The sequence below is a fragment of the Pseudomonas sp. NEEL19 genome, assembly GCF_028751975.1.
Taxonomy (GTDB): Bacteria; Pseudomonadota; Gammaproteobacteria; order Pseudomonadales; family Pseudomonadaceae; genus Aquipseudomonas; species Aquipseudomonas juntendi.
Genome location: NZ_CP081491.1, coordinates 1,857,966 through 1,880,502 on the forward strand (window position 1 = coordinate 1,857,966; position 22,537 = coordinate 1,880,502).

The 22,537-nt window shown below is 62.3% G+C and carries 10 protein-coding genes and 1 pseudogene; 2 read left to right on the forward strand and 9 right to left on the reverse strand.

What is annotated here, in order from left to right; translation table 11 throughout:
* Window positions 1–36: 36 nt before the first annotated feature.
* The gene (locus K4A76_RS08515) at window positions 37–12,990 is read left to right on the forward strand and encodes a non-ribosomal peptide synthetase (RefSeq protein ID WP_274411933.1); all 12,954 of its coding nucleotides are present in this window, start codon (window positions 37–39) and stop codon (window positions 12,988–12,990) included.
* Window positions 12,991–13,282: 292 nt separating this feature from the next.
* Here K4A76_RS08515 and K4A76_RS08520 read toward each other — a convergent pair whose 3' ends face one another.
* The 6 genes from K4A76_RS08520 to K4A76_RS08545 form a co-directional block, all read right to left on the reverse strand.
* Window positions 13,283–13,984 carry an ATP-binding cassette domain-containing protein gene (locus K4A76_RS08520; protein ID WP_029886910.1) on the reverse strand — a complete coding sequence of 234 codons (702 nt, stop codon included), beginning with the start codon at window positions 13,982–13,984 and terminating at the stop codon, window positions 13,283–13,285.
* Window positions 13,985–14,743 carry an ABC transporter permease gene (locus K4A76_RS08525; protein ID WP_274411934.1) on the reverse strand — a complete coding sequence of 253 codons (759 nt, stop codon included), beginning with the start codon at window positions 14,741–14,743 and terminating at the stop codon, window positions 13,985–13,987.
* On the reverse strand, window positions 14,740–15,945 hold the full coding sequence (locus K4A76_RS08530) for a YcaO-like family protein (RefSeq protein WP_274411935.1): 1,206 nt from the start codon (window positions 15,943–15,945) through the stop codon (window positions 14,740–14,742). Before K4A76_RS08530 ends, K4A76_RS08525 begins: the two co-directional genes overlap by 4 nt.
* Before the next feature lie 3 nt (window positions 15,946–15,948).
* Window positions 15,949–16,740 carry a SagB/ThcOx family dehydrogenase gene (locus K4A76_RS08535; RefSeq protein WP_274411936.1) on the reverse strand — a complete coding sequence of 264 codons (792 nt, stop codon included), beginning with the start codon at window positions 16,738–16,740 and terminating at the stop codon, window positions 15,949–15,951.
* A complete protein-coding gene (locus K4A76_RS08540) occupies window positions 16,737–17,603 on the reverse strand; it encodes an McbB family protein (RefSeq protein ID WP_080709243.1) in 867 nt (288 codons plus the stop codon). Before K4A76_RS08540 ends, K4A76_RS08535 begins: the two co-directional genes overlap by 4 nt.
* A gap of 66 nt (window positions 17,604–17,669) precedes the next feature.
* Window positions 17,670–17,876, reverse strand: coding sequence for a hypothetical protein (locus K4A76_RS08545; RefSeq protein ID WP_029886908.1), 207 nt, complete (start codon window positions 17,874–17,876; stop codon window positions 17,670–17,672).
* 361 nt (window positions 17,877–18,237) lie between these two features.
* Here K4A76_RS08545 and K4A76_RS08550 point away from each other — a divergent pair.
* Window positions 18,238–18,570, forward strand: a pseudogene (locus K4A76_RS08550) (phosphopantetheine-binding protein); the annotation flags it as partial.
* Between the two features lie 421 nt (window positions 18,571–18,991).
* Here the strand turns inward: K4A76_RS08550 and dsbG are convergent.
* Genes dsbG through dsbD form a run of 3 tightly spaced genes read right to left on the reverse strand, consistent with a single transcriptional unit; the run spans window position 18,992 to window position 22,303 of the window.
* Window positions 18,992–19,750: a thiol:disulfide interchange protein DsbG gene (gene dsbG / locus K4A76_RS08555; protein WP_009684803.1), complete on the reverse strand. Its 759-nt coding sequence runs from the start codon at window positions 19,748–19,750 to the stop codon at window positions 18,992–18,994.
* Window position 19,751: 1 nt separating this feature from the next.
* Window positions 19,752–20,588: a TlpA disulfide reductase family protein gene (locus tag K4A76_RS08560; RefSeq protein WP_009684802.1), complete on the reverse strand. Its 837-nt coding sequence runs from the start codon at window positions 20,586–20,588 to the stop codon at window positions 19,752–19,754.
* The gene (gene dsbD, locus K4A76_RS08565; protein ID WP_274411938.1) at window positions 20,588–22,303 is read right to left on the reverse strand and encodes a protein-disulfide reductase DsbD; all 1,716 of its coding nucleotides are present in this window, start codon (window positions 22,301–22,303) and stop codon (window positions 20,588–20,590) included. Before dsbD ends, K4A76_RS08560 begins: the two co-directional genes overlap by 1 nt.
* Window positions 22,304–22,537 lie beyond the last annotated feature (234 nt).

The following is a 22,537-nucleotide window of genomic DNA, read 5'->3' on the forward strand; positions in this document are numbered from 1 at the left end:
TCGGCACGCCCCAACAGATACTGGCAGGAACACCCCATGACGGACGCCTTCGAACTCCCGCTCTCGCTGGTCCAGGCCCTGGCGCAACGCGCCGCGCAGACCCCGGACAGGATTGCCCTGCGCTTTCTCGCCGACGCCCCGCACGAGCAGGCTGTGCTCAGTTATCGGGAGCTCGACCAGCGCGCGCGCACCATCGCCGCCGCCCTGCAGGCACGCGCCAGCTTCGGTGACCGCGCGGTGTTGCTGTTTCCCAGTGGCCCGGATTACGTAGCGGCGTTCTTCGGCTGCCTGTACGCCGGCGTGATCGCAGTGCCGGCCTACCCGCCAGAGTCTGCCCGCCAGCACCACCAGCAACGCCTGCTGTCGATCATCGCCGACGCCGAGCCGCGCCTGTTGCTGACCGTGGCGGCGCTGCACGACAGCCTGCAGGGCCTGGAAGCACTTGCCGCCGAGGCGGCGCCCGCGTTGCTGGCAGTGGATGGCCTGGACCCCGCCCTGGCCGACACCTGGCAGGAACCTGCGCTCAGCAGCCAGGACATCGCCTTCCTGCAGTACACCTCCGGCTCCACCGCACTGCCCAAAGGCGTGCAGGTCAGCCATGGCAACCTGGTGGCCAACGAACAACTCATCCGCAGCGGCTTTGGCATCGACCTCAACCCCGACGACGTGATCGTCAGCTGGTTGCCGCTGTACCACGACATGGGCCTGATCGGCGGCCTGTTGCAGCCGATCTTCAGCGGTGTGCCTTGCGTACTGATGTCGCCCGGCTACTTCCTCGCCCGGCCAGTGCGCTGGTTGCAGGCCATCAGCGACTACGGCGGCACCATCAGCGGCGGCCCCGACTTTGCCTACCGCCTGTGCAGCGAGCGGGTCAGCGAGGCCTCGCTGGCCGGGCTCGACCTGAGCCGCTGGCGCGTGGCCTATTCGGGTTCCGAACCGATCCGCCAGGACAGCCTGGCGAGCTTCGCCGACACCTTCAAGGCCTGCGGCTTCGACCCCCAGAGCTTCTTCGCCAGCTACGGCCTGGCCGAAGCAACCTTGTTCGTCAGCGGCAGCCGCCGTGGCCAGGGTATCCCCGCGCTTGCGCTGGATGCCGACGCCTTGGCCGCCAACCGCGCCGAGCCCGGTACCGGCAGCGTGCTGATGAGTTGCGGCTTCCCGCAGCCGGGGCACGCGGTACGCATTGTCGAGCCGCAACAGCTGCAACGGCTGGGCGACAACCAGGTGGGGGAAATCTGGGCCGGTGGGCCGAGTATCGCCTCGGGCTACTGGCGTAACCCAGAAGCCAGCGCGCGCACCTTCGTCGAAATGGACGGGCAGACCTGGCTGCGAACCGGCGACCTGGGTTTCATGCGTGAAGGCGAGGTGTTCGTCACCGGGCGCCTGAAAGACATGCTGATCGTGCGTGGGCAGAACCTGTACCCGCAAGACCTGGAAAAAACCCTCGAGCGTGAAGTGCAGGCACTGCGCAAAGGCCGGGTGGCGGTGTTCGCCGTCGAGCATCAGGGCGAGGAGGGCATCGGCGTGGCGGTGGAGATCAGCCGCAGCGTGCAAAAGGCCACCCAACCCCAGGCGCTGATCAACACCCTGCGCCAGGTCATCGCCGATGCCTGCCGCCAGGCGCCGGCGGTGGTACTGCTGCTCAACCCGGGCGCGCTGCCGAAAACCTCCAGCGGCAAGCTGCAGCGTTCGGCCTGCCGCGTACGCATGGCCGAGGGCAGCCTGGACTGCTATGCCCAATTCCCCGAGCCGGGCGCCGCTGCTGCCACCCAGGCATCAGGCGATGCCTTGCAGGCGCGCATCGCGGCGGTGTGGCGCGACACGCTCAAGGTGCAGGCAGTAGCGGCAGATGACCATTTCCTGTTGTTGGGCGGCAACTCCATCGCCGCTACCCAGGCCACGGCGCGGCTGGCCGACGAACTGGGCATCGACCTGGGCCTGCGCACCTTGTTCGAGGCGCCGGTGCTGGCTGACTACAGCAACGCGGTGGCTGCGCTCATCGGTGCAGGCGCTGCCCAGCCCGCAGCTATCGCGCCCCTGGCACGCGCCCAGGCGCTGCCCCAGTCGCTGGCGCAGAACCGCCTGTGGCTGTTGTGGCAACTGCAACCCCAATCGGCGGCCTACAACATTCCCGCCGGCCTGCACCTGCGTGGCGAACTGGACGCTAGCGCCCTGCAGGCCGCATTCCAGGCACTGGTGGCGCGCCACGAGTCGCTGCGTACCGTGTTCGCTGAAGAAAACGGCCAGGCGCTGCAGCGTATTCTGCCGCAGCAGCCGTTCAGCCTGGCCCGCCTGGACCTCGCAGGCCAGCCCCCCGAGCAGGTCGCCGCCCAGCGTGAGGCCGAGGCCTGCCAGCCGTTCGACCTGACCCAAGGCCCGTTGCTGCGTGTGACCCTGGCCCGGCTCGACGATGAAGACCATCAGCTCTGGGTGACCCTGCACCACATCGTGGCCGACGGCTGGTCGCTGAACATCCTGCTCGATGAATTCGCCAAGTTGTATGCCGCTCAGTGCCAGGGCCTGGAGGCAGCGTTGGCGCCGCTGCCCCTGGGCTACGCGGACTACGGCAACTGGCAGCGGCAGTGGCTGGCCGACGGCGAAGCCGAACGCCAACTGCAGTACTGGAAGGCCCAGCTCGGTGATGAACTGCCCGTGCTTGACCTGTGCACCGACCAACCCCGGGCCAACCAGCGCACATTCAGTGCTGCGCGTTTCAGCGTGAAGGTCCCCGCCACGCTCAGCCAAGCCCTCAAGGGCCTGGCGCAGGCGCAGCAGGCCAGCCTGTTCATGGTCCTGCTGGCCGGCTGGCAGGCACTGTTGCAGCGCTACAGCGGCCAGGCCGAGATCCGCGTCGGCGTGCCGAATGCCAACCGCCCGCGCCTGGAAACCCAGGGCATGGTCGGCTTCTTCATCAACACGCAGGTGCTGCGCGCGCAACTCGATGGCCGCATGCCGTTCAGCCAACTGCTGGCACAGGTGCGCCAGGCCACGCTCCAGGCCCAGGCCCACCAGGACCTGCCGTTCGAGCAGTTGCTCGAGGCCTTGCCGCAAGCCCGCGAGCAGGGCCTGTTCCAGGTCATGTTCAACCACCAGCAACGCGACCTGTCGGCACTGCGCCGCCTGCCAGGCCTGCTGGCCGAAGAGTTGCCGTGGCACAGCCGCGAAGCCAAGTTCGACCTGCAACTGCACAGTGAAGAGGACCACCAGGGCCGGTTGAGCCTGGCGTTCGACTATGCCGACGAACTGTTCGAGGCCAGCACCATCCAGCGCCTGGCCGGGCAGCTGCTGGCACTGCTGGAGCAAGTGTGCGCCGCGCCCGACCTGGCCCTGGCCGAGGTGCAACTGCTCGACGAGGCGGGCCGGCGCCAGTTGTTGGGCTGGGGCCAGGCCGAAGCCGCCGCGCCGCAGCAACTGCTGATCGAGCAACTCAACGAGCAGGCCCGCCTGACCCCGCAGCGTACCGCCCTGGTATGGGCGGGTGGCAGCCTGGACTACGCCGAACTGCACCAGCAGGCCAACCGCCTGGCCCACTACCTGCGCGACAAAGGTGTCGGTCCTGACACGTGCGTCGCCATCGCCCTCGAGCGCTCGCCGCAACTGCTGGTCGGCTTGCTGGCCATTCTCAAGGCCGGCGGCGCCTACGTGCCGCTCGACGTGGATTACCCCGCCGAGCGCCTGGCGTACATGCTGGCCGATTGTGGTACTGGCCTGTTGCTCAGCCACAGCAGCCTGGTGGGCAAGCTGCCACAGGTCGATGGCGTCAGCACCATCGCCCTCGACCAGCTGCACCTGGACAGCTGGCCCAGCCAGGCCCCCGGCTTGCACCTGCAAGGTGACAACCTGGCCTACGTTATCTACACATCCGGCTCCACCGGCCAGCCCAAAGGCGTGGGCAATACTCACGCGGCGCTGGCCGAGCGTTTGCACTGGATGCAGGCCAGCTATGGGTTGGGCGACGAGGATGTGCTGCTGCAGAAAGCGCCGATCAGTTTCGACGTGTCGGTGTGGGAGTGCTTCTGGCCGTTGATCACCGGCAGCAAGCTGGTGCTCGCCGGCCCTGGCGAGCACCGCGACCCGCAGCGCATTGCGGCCCTGGTCCAGGCGCATGGCGTGACCACCCTGCATTTTGTGCCGCCACTGCTACAGGTGTTTGTCCAGGAACCACAGGCCGCGGGCTGCGCGAGCCTGCGCCGGGTGTTTTCCGGGGGCGAGGCCTTGTCGGCGGCGCTGCGCGACCGGGTGCTGCAACTGCTGCCGCACGTGCAGCTGCACAACCGCTACGGCCCGACCGAAACCGCCATCAACGTCACCCACTGGCATTGCCAGGCCAGGGACGGCGAGCGTTCGCCCATCGGCCGGCCGCTGGCCAACGTGCTGTGCCGGGTAATGGATGACGAACTCGAACTCACCGCACCCGGCGTGCCGGGTGAGTTGTACCTCGGCGGTGCGGGCCTGGCCCGTGGGTACCTGGGGCGCCCAGGGCTTACCGCCGAGCGTTTCGTACCCCAGGCCGATGGCAATGGCCAGCGCCTGTACCGCAGTGGTGACCGCGCCCGTTGGCAGGTTCAGCTGCAAGCGCTGGAATACCTCGGGCGCCTGGATCAGCAGGTGAAAGTACGGGGGTTGCGCGTTGAACCTGAAGAAGTCCAGGCCTGCCTGTTGGCGCAAGCGGGTGTCGAGCAGGCGCTGGTGCTGGTCCACAACGATGCGGTCGGCGCGCAACTGGTTGGCTACTACAGCGGCAGCGCCCAGGCCGAAGCCTTGTTGACGGTACTGGCCGAGCACCTGCCGGCATACATGGTGCCGGCGCAGCTGATTGCCCTTGCGCACATGCCCCTGGGCCCCAGCGGCAAGGTCGACCGCAAGGCGCTGCCGGCCCCGGTGTGGCAGCAGCGTGAGCACGTCGAGCCGCAAACAGCACTGCAACAGCAGGTCGCTGGCATCTGGCGCGATGTACTGAGCCTGCCCCGTGTGGGGCTGCGCGATGATTTCTTCGCCCTGGGCGGCCACTCGCTGCTGGCCACACAGATCGTTTCCCGCACGCGCCAGGCGTGCGATGTGGAGCTGCCGCTCAAGGCCCTGTTCGAGGCCAGCGAGCTGGGCGCATTCTGTGCCGAGGTTGCCCGCATCCAGGGCAATGGCCAGCGCAACCTCCAAGGGCAGATCGCCCGCGTCGACCGTCGTCAGGCGGTGCCGCTGTCTTATTCGCAACAGCGCATGTGGTTCCTCTGGCAAATGCAGCCCGACAGCCCGGCCTATAACGTGGGCGGCATGGCGCGCTTGCGCGGCACCTTGCACGTCGAGGCGTTCGAGCGGGCGCTGCATGCGCTGATCGTGCGTCACGAAGCCCTGCGTACAACGTTCCCCAGCATCGACGGGGTGCCCTACCAGTGCGTGGCCGAAGACAGCGGCCTGCACCTGCACTGGCAGGACTTCAGCGCCTTGCCCGGCGCTGCCCGTGCGCAACGCCTGCAACAGCTGGCTGACGACCAGGCGCACCAGCCCTTCGACCTTGAACGCGGCCCGCTGCTGCGCGCCTGCCTGGTCAAGGCCGCAGAGCGCGAGCACTTCTTCGTGCTGACCCTGCACCATATCGTGACCGAAGGCTGGGCCATGGACATCTTCGCCCGCGAGCTGGGTGAACTGTACGAGGCCTTTGTCGACGACCGCGAGTCGCCATTGGCGCCACTGCCGGTGCAGTACCTGGACTACAGCGTGTGGCAACGGCAATGGCTGGAAAGCGGCGAGGGCGCTCGCCAACTGGCCTATTGGCAAACGCGCCTGGGCACCGAGCACCCGGTGCTGGCGTTACCCGCCGATCGCCCACGCCCGGCGGTGCAAAGCCACCGGGGCGGGCTGTACCGCTTCGAGCTCGACCCGGCCCTGGTCGAGCGCGTGCATGCCTTCAACAGCCAGCGTGGCCTGACCCTGTTCATGACCATGGCAGCCACCCTGGCTGCCTTGCTGCACCGCTACAGTGGCCAGCGCGACCTGCGCATCGGTGCGCCGGTGGCCAACCGTATCCGCCCGGAAAGCGAAGGGTTGATCGGCGCCTTCCTCAATACCCAGGTGCTGCGCTGCGAACTGGATGGGCAGATGAGCGCCAGCGCCTTGCTGGAGCAGGTGCGCCAGGCTGCCATCGAAGGCCAGTCACACCAGGACCTGCCGTTCGATCAACTGGTCGAGGCCCTGCAACCGCCACGCAGCAGTGCCTACAACCCGTTGTTCCAGGTGATGTGCAACGTGCAGCGCTGGGCCTTCCAGCAAAGCCGCAGCCTGGCCGGCATGCAGGTGGACTACCTGGTCAACGACGCCAGCGCCACCAAGTTCGACCTGTACCTGGAAGTGACCGACCTGGATGGCCGCCTGGGCTGCTGCCTGACCTACAGCCGTGACCTGTTCGATGAGCCGCGTATCGCGCGCATGGCCGAACACTGGCAACAGCTGCTGGTCGGGCTGCTCGACAACCCGCAACAGCGCCTGTGCGAGCTGCCGATGCTGAGCAGCAGCGAGCAGCAGCAACTGCTGGGCCAGTTGCAGGGCGACCCGCACTTGGGCCTCGGGCAGACCCTGCACGGGTTGTTCGCGGCCCAGGCCGCACGCACGCCGCAGGCCGGGGCATTGACCTTCGCCGGCCAGCACCTGAGCTATGCCGAGCTCGAGCAGCGCGCCAACCGCCTGGCCCGGGCCCTGCGCGAACGGGGTGTCGGGCCGCAGGTGCGGGTAGGCCTGGCGCTGCAGCGCTCGCTGGAAATGGTGGTTGGCCTGCTGGCCATCCTCAAGGCTGGCGGCGCCTATGTGCCACTGGACCCTGAATACCCGCTCGACCGCCTGCGCTACATGATTGAGGACAGCCGTATCGGCCTGCTGCTGAGCCAGCGCGAGCTGCTGCAAAGCCTGGGCGAATTGCCCGAAGGCGTGGCGCGCTGGAGCCTGGAAGACGACGCAGCCAGCCTGGCGACCTACAGCGCTGCGCCGCTGGACAACCTCAGCCTGCCGCAGCACCAGGCTTACCTGATCTACACCTCCGGCTCCACCGGCAAACCCAAGGGCGTGGTCGTCAGCCATGGCGAATTCGCCATGCACTGCCAAGCCGTGAGCGCCGCGTTCGGCATGCGCAGCGACGATTGCGAGCTGCATTTCTATTCGATCAACTTCGACGCCGCCAGCGAGCGCCTGTGGGTGCCACTGTTGTGCGGTGCGCGGGTGGTGTTGCGTGCCCAGGGGCAGTGGGGCGCGGAGGACATCTGCCAACTGGTGCGCGAGCAGCAGGTGAGCATCCTTGGCTTTACCCCAAGCTACGGGAGCCAACTGGCGCAATACCTGGGCGGCCAGGGCGAGCAACTGCCGGTTCGCCTGGTGATCACCGGTGGCGAGGCGCTGACCGGTGAGCACCTGCAGCGTATTCGCCAGGCATTCGCGCCCCAGCAGTTCTTCAATGCCTATGGGCCGACCGAGACCGTGGTCATGCCGCTGGCCTGCCTGGCCCCAGAGGTACTGCCCGCAGCGCTGGGCAGTGTGCCGATCGGCCAGGTCATCGGCAGCCGCACGGCCTACATCCTCGACGAAGACCTGGCGCTGTTGCCGCAGGGGGGGATCGGTGAGCTGTACGTCGGCGGCGCCGGCCTGGCCCAGGGCTACCACGATCGCCCGGGCCTGAGCGCCGAGCGCTTCGTTGCCGACCCGTTCGGCAGCGCAGGTGGGCGCCTGTACCGCACCGGTGACCTGGTACGCCTGGGCGCCGATGGCCTGGTCGAGTATGTTGGCCGCGCCGACCAGCAAGTGAAAATTCGCGGTTTCCGCATCGAACTGGGCGAGATCGAAAGCCGTCTGCAGGCACACGCCGATGTCGACGAGGCAGTGGTACTGGCCCTCGACCTGCCAGGCGGCAAGCAGCTGGTGGGCTACCTGGTGTGCCAGCAGGCCGCAGCCGACAACGAGGTGCAGCACCGCCTGCGCGAAGCCGTGAAGGCCGAGGCCCGCCAGCACTTGCCAGACTACATGGTGCCTGCGCACCTGGTGCTGCTCGACAGCCTGCCGCTGATGGGCAACGGCAAGCTCGACCGCCGCGCCCTGCCGCTGCCGGACCTTGAGCAAGCCCGCCAGCACTACCAGGCCCCTGGCGATGACGTGCAAGCTCGGCTGGCGCAGATCTGGGGCGAGGTGCTCAACGTCGCCCAGGTGGGTGTGCAGGACAACTTCTTCGAACTCGGCGGCGATTCGATCCTGTCGATCCAGGTGGTCAGCCGGGCGCGGCAGGCCGGTCTGCAGTTCACGCCACGCGACCTGTTCCAGCACCAGACCATCCAGGCGCTGGCCGCTGTGGCAAGGCAGAGCGAAGCGCACAGCAGCATCGACCAGGGGCTGCGCGAGGGCCAGGTTGGCCTGACGCCGATCCAGCACTGGTTCTTCGACAGCGAGGTGCCGCAGCCACAGCATTGGAACCAGGCGCTGCTGCTGGCGCTGCGCCAGCCGCTGGATAAAGCCACGCTGGAGCAGGCGCTGGCCGCCCTGGTGCAGCACCACGACAGCCTGCGCCTGCGTTTCAGTGCCGCCGCGGGCCGTTGGCAGGCTGCCTACACCCAGCCGGCTGAGGATCAGCTGTTGTGGGCTGCCACCGTCGCCGATTTTGCCGATTGCCAGGCGCTGTACAGCGATGTGCAGCGCAGCCTCGACCTGCAGCAGGGCCCGCTGCTGCGCGGCCTGCTGGTGACGGACGGCCAGGGCCACCAGCGCCTGCTGCTGGCGATTCACCACCTGCTGGTCGATGGTGTGTCCTGGCGTGTGCTGCTGGAAGACTTGCAGGCGCTGTACCGTGGCCAGCCACTGCCCGCCAAGACCCATGCCATGGGCGACTGGGCCGCGCGCCTGGCCAGCTATGCCGGCAGCGATTCGTTGCGTGACGAGCTGGGCTGGTGGCAAAGCCAACTGGGGGGTGCCCGCCGTGAGCTGCCCTGCGATCACCCGCAGGGCGGTAATCTGCACCGCCACGCGCTAACCCTGACGACCGGCCTGAATGCCGAGCAGACCCGGCAGTTGCTGCAACAGGCCCCGGCTGCCTACCACACGCAGGTCAACGACCTGCTGCTGACCGCGCTGGCGCGGGCCATGTGCCGCTGGAGTGGGGACGACAGCGTGCTGGTGCAGCTGGAAGGCCATGGCCGCGATGGGCTGTTCGAGGATATGGACCTGACCCGCAGCGTGGGCTGGTTCACCAATGCCTACCCGTTGAGCCTGCGCCCGGTGCCCGGTGAGGATGACGCCGCGCGGGCAGGCTCGATCAAACGCATCAAGGAGCAGCTGCGCCAGGTGCCGCACAAAGGCCTGGGTTACGGCGTGCTGCGCTACCTGGCAGACGACGCCGGGCGCGAGCAGATGGCGGCGTTGCCGCAGGCACGCATTACCTTCAATTACCTGGGCCAGTTCGACCAGCAGTTCGACAGCGCGGCGCTGTTCCAGCCGCTGGATGCCCCGGCCGGCCTGGCCCACGACCCCGACGCGCCGCTGCCCAACTGGCTGAGTGTCGATGGCCAGGTGTATGGCGGCGCCCTGCAGCTGCGCTGGACCTTCAGCGCCGAACGCTACGACAGGCAGACCATTGCCGCGCTGGCCGAAGCCTACCGCCTGGAACTGCTGGCATTGGTGGAGCATTGCCTGGCCGAGGGCAATGGTAGTTTCACCCCTTCGGATTTCCCGCTGGCGCACCTGACGCAAGCGCAGATCGATGCACTGCCGGTGCCGGCAGCGCAGATCGAGGACGTGTACCCGCTGAGCCCGATGCAGGAGGGCATGCTGCTGCATACCCTGCTGGAGCCGGGCACCGGCCTGTACTACATGCAGGACCGCTACCGCATCAACAGTGCGCTGGACCCCGATCGCTTCGCCCAGGCCTGGCAGGTCGTGGTGGCGCGCCACGAAGCACTGCGCGCCTCGTTCAGCTGGAACAGCGGTGAGGCGATGTTGCAGATCATTCACAAGCCGGGCGGCCTGGCCGTCGACTACCAGGACTGGCGCGGGCTTGCCGAGGCTGCGCAGGAGCAACGCCTGCAAGCCTTGCACAAGCAGGAGCGCGAAGCGGGCTTCGCCTTGCTCAGCGAGGCACCGTTCCACCTGCGCCTGGTGCGCGTGGCAGACGAGCGCTACTGGTTCATGATGAGCAACCACCACATCCTGATCGATGCCTGGTGCCGCTCGCTGTTGATGAACGACTTCTTCGAGGTTTACCAGGCACTTGGCGAGGGCCGCCAGGCGCAGTTGCCGGTGCCGCCGCGTTACCGCGATTACATTGGCTGGCTGCAACGCCAGGGGCTGGACGATGCGCGGGCCTGGTGGCAGGCCAACCTGGCCGGGTTCGAGCGCGCCACGGCGCTGCCCAGTGACCGCCCATTGCGCCATGACCATGCCGGCAGCGGCATGGTCGTGGGCGACTGCCATACCCGCTTGCAGGTGAGCGAGGGCGTGCGCCTGCGCGAACTGGCGCAGGCGCACCAGCTGACCGTCAACACCTTTGCCCAGGCGGCCTGGGCGCTGCTGCTGGCGCGTTACAGTGGCGAGCGTGACGTGGCCTTTGGCGTGACCGTGGCCGGCCGCCCGGTCAGCATGCCGCAGATGCAGCGCACCGTGGGCCTGTTCATCAACAGCGTCGCTTTGCGCGTGCGCCTGCCGCTGGCAGGGGAGCGTTGCAGCGTGCGCCAGTGGTTGCACAGCCTGCTGCAAAGCAACATGGAGCTGCGCGAGTACGAGTACCTGCCCTTGGTGGCGATCCAGGAGTGCAGCCAACTGCCCAAGGGCCAGCCGCTGTTCGACAGCTTGTTCGTGTTCGAGAACGCCCCGGTGGAAACCGCCGTGCTCGACCATGCGCAGCACCTGAACGCCAGCTCCGACTCGGGCCGTACCCACACCAACTTCCCGCTCACGGCGGTGTGCTACCCCGGCGATGACCTGGGCCTGCACCTGTCGTTCGACCAGCGCTACTTCGACTACCCGACCGTCGAGCGCCTGCTGGCCGAGTTCAAGCGGCTGTTGCTGGCGCTGGTAGAGGGCTTTGCCGGGGAGGTGAGCGAACTGCCGTTGCTGGGCGCCGAAGAGCAGCGCTTCCTGCTGGAAGACTGCAACAGCACCGGGCGGGCTTATCCGCTGGAGCAAAGCTATGTTGCCCAGTTCGAAGCGCAAGTGGCCGCGCACCCGCAGCGTGTCGTTGCCCGCTGCCTGGAAGCCGCCTACGACTATGCCGGTCTGAACCTGGCCGCCAACCGCCTGGGCCACGCACTGATCCTGGCCGGCGTGAAGGTCGACCAGCCGGTGGCGCTGCTGGCCGAGCGCGGCTTGCCGCTGCTGGGCATGATCGTCGGCAGCTTCAAGGCCGGCGCCGGCTACCTGCCGCTGGACCCTGGCCTGCCGGCGGCGCGCCTGCAAAGCATCATCGAGCTCAGCAGCACGCCGGTGCTGGTGTGCAGCGCCGCCTGTGCCGAGCAAGGGCGGCAACTGTTGAGTGCGCTGCCCACGCAGGCGCGCCCGCAACTGCTGGTGTGGGAGGAAATCCAGGCCAGCCAGGTCGCCAGCCACAACCCTGGGATTCACAGCGGGCCGGACAACCTGGCCTACGTGATCTACACCTCAGGTTCCACCGGCCTGCCCAAAGGCGTGATGGTCGAGCAGCGCGGCATGCTCAACAACCAGCTGAGCAAGGTGCCTTACCTGGGCCTCAGCGAGCAGGATGTGATAGCCCAGACGGCGTCGCAGAGTTTCGACATTTCCGTGTGGCAGTTCCTGGCTGCGCCGTTGTTCGGGGCTACCGTGCAGATCGTGCCGAACGCCATCGCCCATGATCCGCAGGGCCTGCTGGCGCATGTGCAGGCCAGTGGCATCACCGTGCTGGAAAGCGTGCCATCGCTGATCCAGGGCATGCTGGCCAGCGACCATCAGGCGCTCGATAGCTTGCGCTGGATGCTGCCAACCGGCGAGGCCATGCCACCGGAGCTGGCCGCGCAGTGGCTGCAGCGCTACCCGCAGGTGGGGCTGGTGAACGCCTATGGCCCGGCCGAGTGCTCGGATGACGTGGCGTTCTTCCGGGTCGATGCTGCCTCGACTCAAGGCGCCTATTTGCCGATCGGCACGCCGACCGACAACAACCGCCTGTACCTGTGCGGGGACGATCAGGCACTGGTGCCGCTGGGCGCGGTGGGTGAACTGTGCGTGGCTGGCACCGGCGTTGGCCGTGGCTACGTTGGCGACCCGGTGCGCACGGCGCTGGCCTTCATCCCGCACCCGTACGGTGCGCCGGGCGAGCGCCTGTACCGTACTGGCGACCTGGCGCGGCAGCGCCCGGACGGTGTGCTGGAGTACGTTGGGCGCATCGACCACCAGGTGAAGATTCGCGGTTATCGCATCGAGTTGGGCGAGATCGAGGCGCGCCTGCACGAACAGGCACAAATCCGCGATGCTGCCGTGGGGGTGCAGGAGGGTGCCAATGGCAAGCACTTGGTCGGTTACCTGGTTGCGCACCAGGGCATTGCCGGGGACGCTGAATTGCTGGAGCGGATCAAGCAACGCCTGCGCGCCGAGTTGCCGGAGTACATGGTGCCGTTGCACTGGGGCTGGTTCGACAGCCTGCCGCACAATGCCAACGGCAAGCTGGACCGCAAGGCCCTGCCCGCCATCGACATCGGCGGCCAGCACAGCCAGGCCTACCAGGCACCGCGCAATGAGCTGGAAGACCTACTGGCGGTTATCTGGGCCGATGTGCTCAAGGCTGAGCGGGTCGGGGTGCACGACAACTTCTTCGAGTTGGGCGGGCACTCGTTGCTGGCCACGCAGATAGCCTCGCGGGTGCAGAAGCAGTTGCAGTTGAACGTGCCGCTGAGGGCGATGTTCGAGTGCAGCACCGTGGCGGAGCTGGCGGAGTATGTGCAGGGACTGCAGGGCAGTGCACTGGATGACGACAAGGTCGATCGGCTAAGTGACCTGATGGCGGAGCTGGAGGGGTTGTAGGGGATAGGGTCCGCCTTGAGGCTTGCTGCGCGGCAGAAGTCGAGCGCCGCCCGCGCGGCGCTTCGCGGGGCAAGCCCGCTCCCACTGTCTGTTTCGGGCCTGTCTCTTCTGTGAGGTCATCGCTGGCCGCCTTGTTTGTACGACTTAGTATCAAGTCATACGCCAAGGGGCGCTCGATCTCACCCGCGCTGCATATCTTGTGGCCGGCACAGACCTGATGCGATCCCTACGGGCTTGTCCCGCGAAGAGGCTTGAACTCATCTGCATTGCGATGCAACTCGTTTCTGCCCAGCTACATCGAGGCATTGATGAACGCTTCATCCAAAGATCCCGCCCGATACCGAGTCAGGAATTGGTCTGAGCTATGGAACGCTTCGAGTTGACGATGGGCAAGCATGTAAAAGCGATCGCAATGGGCCGTGATTTCCTGCGTATAGTGGGATGAAACCAAAACACTGGCCCCGTCGTTGCACGCGTGTTTGATCCCAAGCCAGATAAAGTGTCGGAATTCCGGATCCACTCCAGCCGTGGGTTCGTCAAGTATGATCAGATCGCTGCCCATGAGTAGCAGTGTCAAGGTGAAAAAGCTCCGAATTTCGCCATAGCTGCAAGTAGAGGATTTTTTCTTGGAAATATCCGAATACCTTTTAGAAAGCGCAGGCGACCACGCACCAAGCCGAGACAGTGCTTCAGAAAGGCAAAGCTTCGACGGGGCATTCAAATGGGTGATTAGATCGTAAACTTCAATCATCCGCAACTGGGGTGGCGGCGTCAGAATTTGCGTCAGATAAGCCAGATGTTGGGCGCGGTTGATGATTTCTCCACGGCCAGGTTTTCTAAGTTTACAAATCAGGTCGAAGAGTGTCGTTTTTCCAGCGCCATTGCTCCCTAATAGACCCACTACTTCACCTGGTGAGATATGTAGGTTGAGATTGTGCAGCAAGGCTTTTTCTTTGTGCGAGAAAGTCAGATCATTAATGGTTAGTATGCTCATTTAATAACGACTCCAGATAGGCTGGACTCTAAAGTGATTCGCTGTTAAATAAAGGCCAAGCAGGGGAAGGAACAATGCCACTGGGAAAACTGACAGTAATGGAAGTTCGCCGCGAAAAACTCGGGTGCTCAAGTACAGAGGGTTGATGAGAGCGCTCAGTTGATCATGCTCTTTACCTGTGACGGCGCCCAGATAGCTGGACATCAGCATGAGAAATGACAGCAATGAGAAAAGTGTACTAGCTGTTCCAAATTTGATAGGCAGGGCGGCCATGACCAAACCCACACAGGAAAAGCCCAGGTAGCTGGTAAAAAAGCAGGCAATTGTGTATAGGTATTCTTGGGCTGAATAATCTCCATGTATAGGTTTGGTGATCAGGTAGAATAAAGATGCATATGTGACGCTTAGAATCGAGTAGCTGATCATGTGAGACATCAGAAAAAGGCGAATTGAGTCCTTTTGGTAGATGAACGAACGGATAAAGCCGCTTTCCCGTCTGCCGATAAGGTAAAAGCTGAATCCAAAAAAAGCGACGTTCGCTGAAATGTAAGCGTAAAACCAACCGGCGTAGGATAAATAGGGTTGAGCGGTCTTGTCTGGATTCAGATCGCTTGGGCTCATGATAAAAAACAGCATGCAGGGTGCGAAGGCTGTCCACAACAGACTGGAAGGCTCTCTGAGGTGCTCCTTTATCAAAATTTTTGAGATGTTATAGAGCTTTATCGTTCTTGGGAGGGGGCGTAGACTGCTGCTGGTCATGGAAAAGGTACCATTCTGTTAAGTTGTTGTGGAATGATCTGCTTTTGAAATTGATTCGAATAGGTGTTTTGGATGTTGAGGTGTGAGGCGTTGTTCATGTGAAGAAACAAGTGGGGGGAGATATACTTGCAGTAGTGTAAGTTCCTCTTGGGTGAGTGTGTGGAGGAAAGATATAGGTAGCCATCAAGCTTTAATTGTCTCAGGCGTGCTATTAGTGCTGCGCTGGTGAGCGGGAGAGGGTTGGTAGCGTTGTTTTGAGTTGGGCTGCTTTCGATGCAGGTGGTGACGTTGGTATAAGTTTCATAAAGATTATTCGTTAAGAAATTTTTTAGGTAGGGGTCCTCAATGTCGCTAAGTGTTTTATTTGTCAAGTAAAAGGAGTGCATGAATCGGAAGGTTTGCCACAGTTCAATCACTGATTTTTCCAGTGCGCTACTTAGGTTGTCGGAGTAGGCCATGCCCGCACAGTATCTGACATACTGGTGTTTTCCGCCCCGGTTGCCATAGCAAAGCAGGACGCAGCAGCCAGGAAAACGTTCATCTGTAAGGTTTAAAATGCAGAGATCTCCTGTTTTTCCCATTTCTTTGAAAAGCGAAAGACTGGGACGGTTCCAAAGCGCTGAACAAGCGTCTCTGTACTTGATTTTGGCTGTGCAAGTTTTAGTTAGCCAAAATCTGAGTAAAAACTGTCGCTCCATAGCTTCTTTGAGCGCGCCGAGCACTGCTTTATCAACAGTCACGTGCACGCTACACCCACAGGTGTCCCGCATGGGGTAGAACTCGTTGTCAATTGGGCTTCTGCAGGGGGTGATGGAAATTAGTGCTGTTGGAATTGCACATTTAGTTAAATCAGTGATCCTGTAGACATTCGTGCGCTCGAAATTGTGTGAGTGAAGGGTTTTCCTTCTATCAATCGTTGTTGTTTGCGAAAAAGCATTGGCAAACGCTTCGAATTCATCATGTGTCAGCCCTGCGCCCAGCTTGTTCCTGCCGTGTATCGGTACATCCAAGTAGAAGTGCTTTCGCTCAAAATGCTCACCTATAGCGCTGGAGGTTACTGAGGATGACCACCCACTACTTGATCCATAAGTTTTCCAGCGGCTGCCACATTCCACGCTATGTGGAAAATGAGACACTGCGCTCGGTCGATGAAATTCAAAGTCGGCAAATTCAAGTGTATGTATTTCGTTGAATATGTTCATGCGTTAGCCCACAAATTGAACACATAGGGGGGTGAAAAGCGCAGGGTTAAGTTTTAGGCATTTGGTTATCTCGTAATCAGTGAAGCCTGACCATGGCCTGCTCTGCAAGTTCAGCTCTTTGCAGCGTAAATCTATTAACATATACATGGAACCTGCTTCCATGAGTGCTAAGCGATAGCCTCTATAGCGATATTTGAATAATGCTTTCGGAAGATAGGCTATGTAAAGCAAAGCTAGGGCGGGGCGTCCAATATTGGATGCTTTAGGTATAATTGCTTGCGTAAGCTTGGTGGCGTCAATTTGAGGGCTGTTGGTTTCAAATGTTTTCGAGGAGGGTAAAAGGTGTAGAACGTTGCTCTCAGATGGCCAACGACTAATTCTATTATCTAGATTTACAAAAAATACTTCGATTGGGTAGATCGCGCCACCGCTCGGATAGCCTCTTTTGTAGGAATGTCCTTCTTGTGTCAATAGAGGAGCTGTTAAAGATTGAATCGTTTCAAAATCCAGTGGTCGTTCTACAAACCAGTCACATGACTCATTTCTTTTTAAGTAATGCTCTGGTTTGAGTGGCGACAATGTGAAGTATTGGTCTGGGGCTTCTTTCTCTAAAATGTTTAAGGGTAATTCGTTGCCAGTCAGCGCCTCGAGCTCTTTTGATGGAATGTGATGTAAAGTGCTAGCGTGTTGGCATATGGTGTGGATTGTGTAATTCCCTTTGGCGTGGAACGCTAGCGTTTCGTCAAGTACTTCTGAGGATACGAATTTTAGATAATAGTCATGAGGAAGGGTCATAACATTTCTCCACTACACTGGCAGAGAGACCAATGGATGCTGCAGTCCTCTGTAAATGAGCCGTCAGTCAGATTCAATGTTCTAGAGCGCAAAATTTGATCCTGAGTTACTTTCGATTTTTGAAAGTGCGTGAGTTTGTTAGTGAAAGAGGCGATGGTCCCCAGAATGATTGTGCTCTGCCACTCATCAAGGGTGGTCTTTGGAAGATCAATATTATTTGACTGGCAGAAGCTCCATATTCTGCTCCAGTGATGCTGGCTTGCTCGTACGCTTTCATAGTGTGCTATGCGGTCCAGGGTACAAAAAGCACAGGGGTTTCCGATCGAGGGTATATGTGTTTCTGTTAAATGGAAAAAGTGGTTGCTTATAAAGCCTACGCTGATCCCACAATCTGGATTGTTTTTTAATAAATTGGTGTAATTTGTTCTTAGTTCATCTGGTTTTAATTTTGAGCATGCAAGAACAAATAGCGTTGGGTTCGGGTGTTTATTGGTATTGAGTTGCGGTGTTTTTATGATTTTGATTTTGTTGTTTGGTCTTTGTTCTATGTGTTCTTTTAATGTGTCTGGGATTTCCCAGTCAATGCATACGGTAACATTTTTGAAATGAGGTGGTTGACGGGGTTCTCCGATTATTGATATGGCTTTCAAGAAACTGATAGCCTTTTGGGGCTGAAGTGATTCGCTTTCGAGGATCTTGGTAAGTTCATGCTGTGTTATTTCTGTTGACTGTCTTTCAATCATGTGATGAAGAGTATTTACGAGTTTGGGGTCGTCTATTCTTGTAAATCCTTTTGATGAGAAAACTGTAGGTTGTGCATCAAAGTTTAGGATTTCGTAATTGTATATTCTCAAAGTTTTCATTTTGTCCCCTTCGATTGAGACGGGCACCGACGATAGTTAACGCAGGTGCCCGTGTATATTTGTGAGTCAGTCCTCCTGCGCTATTTGAGTGATGGCGTTGCCAGCGCTACCGCCGGAGCCGCCGCTTCCGCCGCTGCATCCACCCCCGCCGCCACAGCCGCCGCTACCGCCACATCCACCTGCCCCTCCTGATCCGCCAAAAAATTCGGCTTCCATATCGCAGTTGTTGTCGAAGGTCAGATCCATCAAATTGATGCCAAATTGAGTGTCCATTGAAGTCTCCTTGGTTGCCCCGTGGTCCGGGGTCCTGTGGGTTTAGTTTGATATTTCATATGCGTCAAATTTGCCGAAGATGATTGGCCACTAAGGATCGTATTTCATGTTTGAGTTCTGGTTGGAGTTGTAGGATTTTTCTGAACTGTATTTCTGACGAAAAACCAAGGACTGATTGCAAGTGTGAGAAATTTCCTATTGTGATGCAGGGCTAGCCCGTATCTCTAGTAGGAATGATATGTGTTTGAGTTGGGGATGTTCTGTTTGGGATGAATGGCGTTTATTACTTGAGACGCAAAATTCAGTGTTTCAAAATGTAAAATTTAATTATTATTTCCGAAATACACGACCTAGTTACTTGCGGATGGCCCTGCCGGCGATCACCATCGGCGGCCAGGCCTACCAGGCACCGCGCAATGAGCTGGAAGACCTACTGGCGGGTATCTGGGCCGAGGTGCTCAAGGCTGAGCGGGTCGGGGTGCACGACAACTTCTTCGAGCTGGGCGGGCACTCGTTGCTGGCCACGCAGATAGCCTCGCGGGTGCAGAAGCAGTTGCAGTTGAACGTGCCGCTGAGGGCGATGTTCGAGTGCAGCACCGTGGCGGAGTATGTGCAGGGGCTGCAGGGCAGTGCACTGGATGACGACAAGGTTGATCGGCTAAGTGACCTGATGGCGGAGCTGGAGGGGTTGTAAACCGCAGGCTATGCCCCTGCCGCCGATGTCTGGCGGCGGGGGCAGGCCATGCAAACAAGATGACTGCATTTACATCGCAGCGTTGATGAAAGCTTCATCATAGGACTTTGCGCTGTAGCGGGTCAGAAACGCTTCACCATTCCCGAACGGCTCGATGCGCTGGTGTGCAAGCATGTAGAACCGGTGGCAGTTCGTTACGATTTCTTCGGTGTGGTGAGACGATACCAGCGACGCGGCCTGTGGAAGCGGGCTTGTCGAGGCGTCGAACCGCCGCGAACACCGGCAAAGCCGGTGCCATCTATCGCGTCGCCTGTTTCGCGGGCACGCCCGCTCCCACAGATATCGCGCCGCTCTCAAGGCTTATGCAGTACCTGTAGGAGCGGGTTCACCCGCGAACGGGCCAGTACTGGCAACCAATATCTCAGCGCTTGCCAAGAATCTTCCCAAGCATCTCCGGCCGTGGTGCGCCTTGCTGGCTCTGCAGCTGACCCTGGTCATCCTGATAGAAAATCGCTGGGGTGGCCTGCAACCCCATCTCTTCCATCAACGCCATGTTTGCCGCCAACTTTTGCTGAACCGCCGGCGGCACCTGCTTCAGCGCTGTCAGGGTGCTGGCCTTGCCGGCCTTCTCATGCGCGTGCAAAGCCTTGGCCGGGTCTTGTGCCGCCAGCAGGGCGGCCGACTTGCCTGGGCTGTCTTCGCGGATGATGCCGACCATGATGTGGCGCAACTGCACCTTGCCCGACTCGACCCAAGGCCGTGCCTGTTCCCAGAACATGTTGCAGTACGGGCAGTTGGGGTCGCTGAACAGGTACACCTTGCGCGGTGCATCGTCCCTGCCATCGGCGATCCAGGCGGTTTTTTCCATCTTCGCCCAGATTTCCTTGCTCATCGGCGCATACACCAGCTTTTCCAGCGGCTCTGCGCTCAGGTCCTTGCCCTGCTCGTCGAACAGGTTGCCGACCAGTACGTGCTTGCCGTCGGGCGTCAGGTACAGGGCCAGGGCGTTGTTCTGGTACTCGGCGGCGTAACCGCGCAGGCCGTTGGGGGCGTCGAAGCTGCCTTTGATCACGGCACCCTTGGCTTGCAGTTGCTGAACCGCCTTGGGCAGCTCTTCGGCCTGCAAGGCGGGGGCGGCCAGCAGGGCCAGGGACAGGGGCAGCAGTGCAGTCAATCGCATTTCAGTTTCCTTGTGCGGCAGGGGCGGGCGCTGCGGCCCGCTCGAAAGGTTCCAGGGCATGGCGCAGGCTGGCCCGGGACAACTCGCCCAGGTGGCTACCGACCAGCCGCCCCTGGGCGTCATAGAACAGCGTGGTGGGCAGGGCCATCGAACCGACGCGTTGGGCCAGCAGGCCGGTGCCGTCGAACAGCACGTGGGTCAGGCTCAGGCCGGTGGTGGCGAGGAAGGTGCTGACGTTTTCCGGGGTCTCGCCCTGGTTGACGAACAGGAAGGTCACGTTCGGGTATTCGCTCTGCGCCTGCTGCAGCACCGGCATTTCGCGCCGGCAGGGTGGGCACCAGGTGGCCCAGAGGTTGATCACCAGCGGTGTACCGCGGTAGCTGTGCAGCGCCACGGGCTGGCCGCCGGCATTGCGCAGGTTCAGTTCGGGGAGTTCGGTGCCCTTGCTGTACAAGTGCCCGCCAAAGCTGGCCAGGCCCCAGAACAGCGCGCCGCTGAACAGCGCCCAGCCCAGCGGGCGGCGCAGGCCTGGGTGGCGCCAGCCCTGCCACAGGGCACCGCCCACGATACCCGCCAGGCCCGACCAGAACAGAAAGCCGCCATCACGGATGTCGATGATTTGCAGCGGATCGTCCCGGTACATCGGCCAGTACGCCAGCACGAACCCCGCCCGCGCGCTGAGCAAACCAAGCAGAAACAGGTTGAACAGCGCCGACTCCGGGCTTTCACCGCCGCGCCGTGCGACCCACCAGCCGACCACGCTGGCGATCACCAGCGCGGTGAGCATGAGCAGGTGGTTCAGGGCCATGGTCAGCGGCCCCAGGGTCACGGTGAGCATCAGCCTTGGCTCCTGGTCTGGGCCCAGTGTTGCTGGAACGCGGCGGCGTCCACTTCACCGGTGATGCGCCGCGCGCGGCGCTCTTCGCCTTCTGGGCCGATCCAGATGATGCTGGGCGGGCCCGGTACCTGGTAGCGTTGTAGCAGCGCTTTGCTGGCGGGGCTGTTGGCGGTCACGTCCAGCCGCAGCAGGTGCACGCCGGCCAGCCCGGCCTGCACGTCGCTGCGGCTGAACACTTGTTTTTCCATCACTTTGCACGACACGCACCAGTCGGCGTAGTAGTCGAGCATGACCCATTGCCCGCGAGACTTGGCGGCATCGAGTTCGCGTTGCAGGTCTTCTGGGCGGCTGACGGTGACGAAGCTATCCTCGGCGTGCGCAGCAGTGGCTGGCGCGGCTGCCCCCCCGGCGAATGGGCGCAGGGGTTGCCAGAGGTCGTCGCCGCCGGCTGCCGCGCCAACCAACAGCAAGCCCCCCCACAGCGCCCCCAGCAGCGGCACTGCGCGCAGTGCCGGCAGCCGCTGCAGGGCCGGCCAGGCTGCCCAGGCCAGGGCGACCAGCCAGGCTCCGGCGAGGGCCAGCAGCAGGCTGGCCGGCAGCAGGCTGCGCACGGTGTACAGCGCCATGGCCAGGAACACGAAGCCGAATACCGCCTTTACCCGGTCCATCCAGGCGCCCGGGCGTGGCAGGTAGCGGTTGCCCAGGGTGACCAGCAACAGCAGCGGCACGCCCATGCCCAGGCCAAGGGCAAACAGCACCAGCGCGCCTTGCAGCACATCGCCGCTTTGCGCGATGTACAGCAGCGCCCCGGCCAGAGGCGCGGTCATGCAGGGGCCCAGCAGCAACCCGGACAACGCGCCCAGCAAGGCCGCACCATACAGGTTGCCGCCGCGGGTGCCTCGCCCGGCCCGGTCGAGACGATCGCGCAGGGCGGCGGGCAACTGCAGTTCGAAGGCGCCGAACATCGGCAGGGCAAGGATGATGAACAGCCCCGCCAGGCTGCCCAGCAGCCAGGGTTGTTGCAGCCAGGCTTGCAGGCTGGCGCCCAGCAGCGCGGCGACCACGCCCAGGGCGGCATAGACCAGGGCCATGCTCAGTACGTAGACCCCGGCCAGCAGCCAACCGCGGCGGGCGCTGGCACCGTTGCCCAACACCAGCCCGGCGAGAATCGGCAGCATCGGCAGCGAGCAGGGGGTAAAGGCCAGCAACAGGCCCAGGCCGAAGAAGGCCAGCAGGCTCCAGGCCAGGTGCCCCTGTTGCAGGCCGCTGGCCAGGGCCTGGTCGCTGGCTTGTTCGGCGGCCGGCGCTACGCTGCCGCCCAGGTCGATGGTGGTGGTTTGTGGCGGGTAGCACAGGCCGGCGTCGGCGCAGCCCTGCCAGCCCAGGCGCAACTGGCCCTGGGCGTTGGCCGGCAGCAGCAGTTCAAGCTGGTCACGGTACACCGCGCTGTCGCCGAAGAACTCGTCGTGGTGGTTGAGTGCCGGCGGCAATTGCGGCTGTTGATCGCTCGGCAGGCCATCGAATTTGAGGCGCTTCTGATACAGGTAGTAGCCCGGCTTGATCTGGAAGTAGAGGCGCATCTGGCCGTCGGCCTGGCGGTCGTGGGTCAGTACGAAGGCCTGCTCGACCGGCAGGAAATCGGGTTTTACGTCGAACGGGTTGGCTTGCAGGGGGCCAGCCAGTAGCAGTGTCAGGAAGAGCAGGAGAACGCGCATGTCTTCGCCTTGGCAGATCGGGGAATGGGGCCATGCTGGCTGGGGTTGATTAAATGAAGGTTAACGGCGGTTTTGAAGGGGGTGTGAGGGTTTTTCGGTGCTTGACGGGGGATTTGCAGCGCCTGTGAGATCGAGCGCCGCCCGCGCGGCGCTGCGCGGGTAAACCCGCTCCTACATTTGTTTCGGGCCAATTATGCCTGGGGGATTTGCGCGCGAACGCCTTGGCGCCCACCA